This is a genomic window from Ectobacillus funiculus (assembly GCF_004138295.1).
In the GTDB taxonomy this organism is placed as follows: domain Bacteria; phylum Bacillota; class Bacilli; order Bacillales; family Bacillaceae_G; genus Ectobacillus; species Ectobacillus funiculus.
Map to the genome: position 1 here is coordinate 1 of NZ_SCFM01000114.1, position 4,278 is coordinate 4,278.

Genomic DNA, 4,278 nt, shown 5'->3' on the forward strand with positions numbered 1-4,278 from the left:
TTGTTGCCGCTGTTATTGCCAAATAGGGAATCAACAGAATTCGGACGAAGCTTTCCATCCTTTGTCGCTTGCTCAATCGCCCCATAAATTGCTTCTTTAATAACGAGCTGATTTACGCCAACCGGTGTTTTTATTTTAAATGTTGGCATTCCTGTATCCTGACAAATAGGCGAAATATTATCATCCGCCATCTTAATATTATTTGTAATGGTATGAAGTGCCATTGCCGAACGAGTACCTGCACTTTCCTTCTCCTTTGCACGCTGAATGGCACGGCGGACATCCTTTGGCAGGTTCGTAGAAGTCTCAACGATTAACTTATACATGCTTTCTTGAAGCTTTTCCATTTCATTTCCCCCTGAATGAGAACGATATCTAAACATTTTCACGATTTGATTTATCCTATAACTGTTTCTTTTGCCGCTTTTATAGGCCGATAGACCGGCTCCCACATTGCGTTTCGAACCGCTTGCTTTATATCGGCATGTTTCATTCGTGCCACACCATCGGCAACTGCCGCTTTTGCCACTTCTATCGCAACGATTTCTGAAACGGCGCGAAGATTCTCGATTTGCGGAAGTAACGGCGCCCCCGGCTTGCTTACATCAATCATGCTTGTCACCGCTTTCGCCGCCGCCACAAACATGCCGTCAGTAATGATACTGGCACGGGACACGTTCGTTCCAAGCCCAAGTCCTGGGAAGATAAGAGCGTTATTCGATTGTCCGATTACATACACTGTTTTGTTATATGTTACGGGAGGGAACGGACTTCCTGTTGCCACTAGAGCTCGTCCCTCTGTCCACTGAATTAAATCAGCAGGCTTTGCCTCCGCCAACGGTGTTGGGTTGGACATAGGCAAAATTACCGGCCTTTCAACGTGTGCTGCCATTTCTTTCACAATATCTTCGGTGAACGCTCCCGCAACAGTTGAAGTTCCGATTAAAATAGTCGGATGCACTTGACGAACGACTTCAGCCAAGCCCGCTCCCGCGTTGCCTTCTTCGGCAGGACGTGCATACGGACGCTGGAAGTCATACAAGCCGTTCATATCATCTGCCAGCAAACCGTTCCGGTCAATGCACCAAAATCTGCGATTCGCCTCTTCCCATGAAAGCCCTTCGCGCACCATCGCATCGCGTACCTGATCGGCAATTCCGATACCAGCCGTACCTGCACCGAATACGACAACGCGATGTTCACGCAGCGGAATACCGGAAGCCTGCACTGCTGCCAGCACAGCAGCAAGCGATACGGCTCCTGTACCTTGTATATCATCATTGAATGTGCAAACCTTATCCCGATACTTCTCTAAAATGTTTCGTGCATTTTTGGAGCTAAAATCCTCCCAATGCAACAAGGCGTGAGGAAACATTCTTGACGCCGTGCTTACAAACTGCTCGATGAACGCATCATACCGCTCGTCCCGAACACGCGGATGGCGATTCCCAATATAGAACGGATTGTTTAGAAGTTCTTCACAATCTGTGCCCACATCTAAAATGACAGGCATCACACGACCAGGATCGATTCCAGCTGCTGCAGTATAAACAGCCAATTTGCCGATTGCGATATTAATACCACCAACGCCCCAGTCGCCGATTCCTAAAATCCCTTCCCCGTCAGTAATGACGATTAAATCGATATCTTCTACACTCGAGCTGAAATTTTTAAATGCCTGTTCCATACCGCTTACATCATTGATGGATAAATATACGCCGCGCGGCCGACGGTATTCGTTGCTGTAGCGCTGGATCGCCAGCCCGACCGTCGGTGTATAAACAATGGGAAGCATTTCAGACAAATGATCCGTCAGCACACGGTAAAATAAGACTTCGTTTCGGTCATGGAGCGCCGATATCGTTACATTTTTATGCAAATCGCTCGGCTGCGAGGAGAATTGTTCATAAGCGCGGCGCGCTTGCTCATCAAGCGTCAGCACCGCCGGCGGCAATAATCCTGTTAAACCCAGCTCCTCTCTCTCCTCCTGCGTGAATGCAACCCCTTTGTTCAACAAAGGGACAGCTAACAATTCCGCGCCGCGCAAAGCAGTTTCTACTTCCCCATTCGGAGTAACCGTGAATTTACACATATAATCCCTTCCTTTTTCAATTAAAATTCTGCTGTTGATCCCTGTACATATCCAGTAAGAAAAGCGGACAAGGCCCGCCTTTTATGGCAGCGTAGGGATGGCCGGAGTAAAAGGCGCTTTCCTTTTTGTGACGGAGATTCTTAGATAGCAACACCTAACCGGTGAAGCTAGACGTATCCCTTATATCAAGAAAAAAAGGGCTACTACGCCCTTTTTCTTAACATGTGCCAGTTTACTGTCTTTCGAAAAGAACTGCACCTGCAATACCTGGGTGTGTCATTTCGTAAGGATCCAAAATTAAATTGAGTTCTTCTTCCGATAATACGTCATATTGCAAGCATAGTTCGCGAATCGGCTTCCCGTTCAAGATCGCCTCTCTCGCTATGCGTGCAGCAACCTCATAACCGATATGAGGATTCACCGCTGTAATAAGGCCCGCACTCTTTTCCACATATTCCTTCATTCTTTCTTCGTTTGCTTTAATTCCCTTTAAGCAATAGTCTGTAAACGCACGGAATGCTTGATTCATAATACTGATGGATTGAAGCAAATTAAACACGAGAACAGGCTCCATAACATTCAATTCCAGCTGTCCTGCTTCAGATGCAAGGCAAATTGTATGATCATTTCCAATTACTTGGAACGCTACTTGATTAATAACCTCAGGCATGACCGGGTTGACTTTCCCAGGCATAATGGATGAGCCCGGCTGACGGGCAGGTAAAGTAATCTCGCCCAGTCCGGCGCGAGGACCAGAAGCCATCAATCGCAAGTCATTGGCAATTTTAGACATATTCATCATGCATACTTTGAGTGCAGCCGATACTTCCGTATAAGCGTCTGTATTTTGTGTTGCATCTACAAGGTGCTCTGCTCCAACAAGGGACAAGCCGCTAATGTCAGCAAGATACTCGACTACGCGTTCAATGTAGCGAGGATCTGCATTCAAACCAGTTCCCACTGCCGTTGCGCCCATATTCACCTCATATAAATGCTGGCGTGATTGTTTGATACGCTTTATATCACGGACAAGCACGCGGGAATACGCTTCGAACTCTTGACCTAAACGAATTGGTACAGCATCCTGCAGGTGCGTGCGGCCCATTTTGATAACATGGTCAAATTCCTTTGCTTTTTGTTCAAATACGTCTTGCATATACTCTATTGTGCTCAATAATTTCTCTAACATATTCAATGTTGCAATGTGAATCGCAGTCGGAAAAGCATCATTTGTAGACTGGGACATGTTCACATGACTGTTTGGACTGATATGGAAATAGTCTCCTCTTTCTTTTCCGATCAGCTCAAGCGCGCGATTGGCAATGACCTCATTCGCATTCATGTTTATCGATGTTCCTGCGCCTCCTTGAATTGGATCGACAATGAAATGATCGTGCCATTTGCCGTCAATGATTTCTTGAGCAGCCTGCACAATCGCCTTACCTGTCCCTTCGTACAGACGCTCTGTTTCCATATTGGCAAGAGCCGCCGCCTTTTTGACAATGGCTAAAGCCTTAATGAGTTCTTCATGAATGGTATATCCTGTGATCGGAAAGTTCTCCACAGCACGCAATGTTTGAATGCCATAATAAGCATCCACTGGCACCTCTTTTTCTCCTAAGAAATCCTTTTCAATCCGCATATTCGGTTTTTTTTCAGTTACTTCCATCGAATTCTCCTCCTATTTCTTATACAACTTTTGCGTCTTTAACGGAATCCACATAGCATCGTGCTTTATCTGTATTAAATTCATCCTCCCAAATGCTGACGTGATTGTTTGATTCCTCTTATATCACGGGCAAGCACGCGGGAATACGCTTCAAACCCTTCTCCTAAACGAATTGGTACAGCGTTCTGCAGGTGCACGCGACCCATTTCAATGACATAGTCAAATTCCTTTGCTTTTTATTCAAATACGTCTTGCATATATTCTATTGTGTCCCATAATTTCTCTAACATATTTCATGCTGCAATGTGAATCACAGTCAGAAAAACATCATTCGAATTCTTCTCCTAGTTTCTTATGCAACCTTTGAGTCTTTAACGGAATCCACATAACGTTGTGCTTTGTCTGTATCAAATTCACCCTCCCATTTCGCCATTGAAATCGCTGCTAATGCATTTCCTAATACGTTCACAGAGGTGCGAACCATATCTAAAATACGGTCGATACCAGCAATTAAAGC

Annotated in this window: 4 protein-coding genes and 1 pseudogene; all 5 read right to left on the bottom strand. The window is 45.4% G+C overall.

Annotation, left to right across the window (positions count from 1 at the left end; translation table 11 throughout):
- A partial coding sequence (locus EP737_RS25015; protein ID WP_205651025.1) for a fumarate hydratase occupies window positions 1–347 on the bottom strand: 347 nt, incomplete at its 3' end.
- A 50-nt stretch (window positions 348–397) separates the two neighbouring features.
- A complete protein-coding gene (locus tag EP737_RS25020) occupies window positions 398–2,092 on the bottom strand; it encodes an NAD-dependent malic enzyme (RefSeq protein WP_129732117.1) in 1,695 nt (564 codons plus the stop codon).
- Window positions 2,093–2,324: 232 nt separating this feature from the next.
- Window positions 2,325–3,761, bottom strand: a complete 1,437-nt coding sequence (aspA, locus tag EP737_RS25025) for an aspartate ammonia-lyase (protein WP_129732119.1) — start codon at window positions 3,759–3,761, stop codon at window positions 2,325–2,327.
- A gap of 89 nt (window positions 3,762–3,850) precedes the next feature.
- Window positions 3,851–4,102: pseudogene (locus EP737_RS25030) on the bottom strand (lyase family protein); the annotation flags it as partial.
- Window positions 4,103–4,113: 11 nt separating this feature from the next.
- Window positions 4,114–4,278 (bottom strand): cation:dicarboxylate symporter family transporter (locus tag EP737_RS25035; RefSeq protein WP_129732121.1); only part of this gene is annotated, 165 nt, incomplete at its 5' end.

Excerpts from the sequence above, each read along its gene's own strand:
- EP737_RS25020 (WP_129732117.1), bottom strand. The coding sequence starts at position 2,092 with ATGTGTAAATTCACGGTTACTCCGAATGGGGAAGTAGAAACTGCTTTG.
- aspA (WP_129732119.1), bottom strand. The coding sequence starts at position 3,761 with ATGGAAGTAACTGAAAAAAAACCGAATATGCGGATTGAAAAGGATTTC.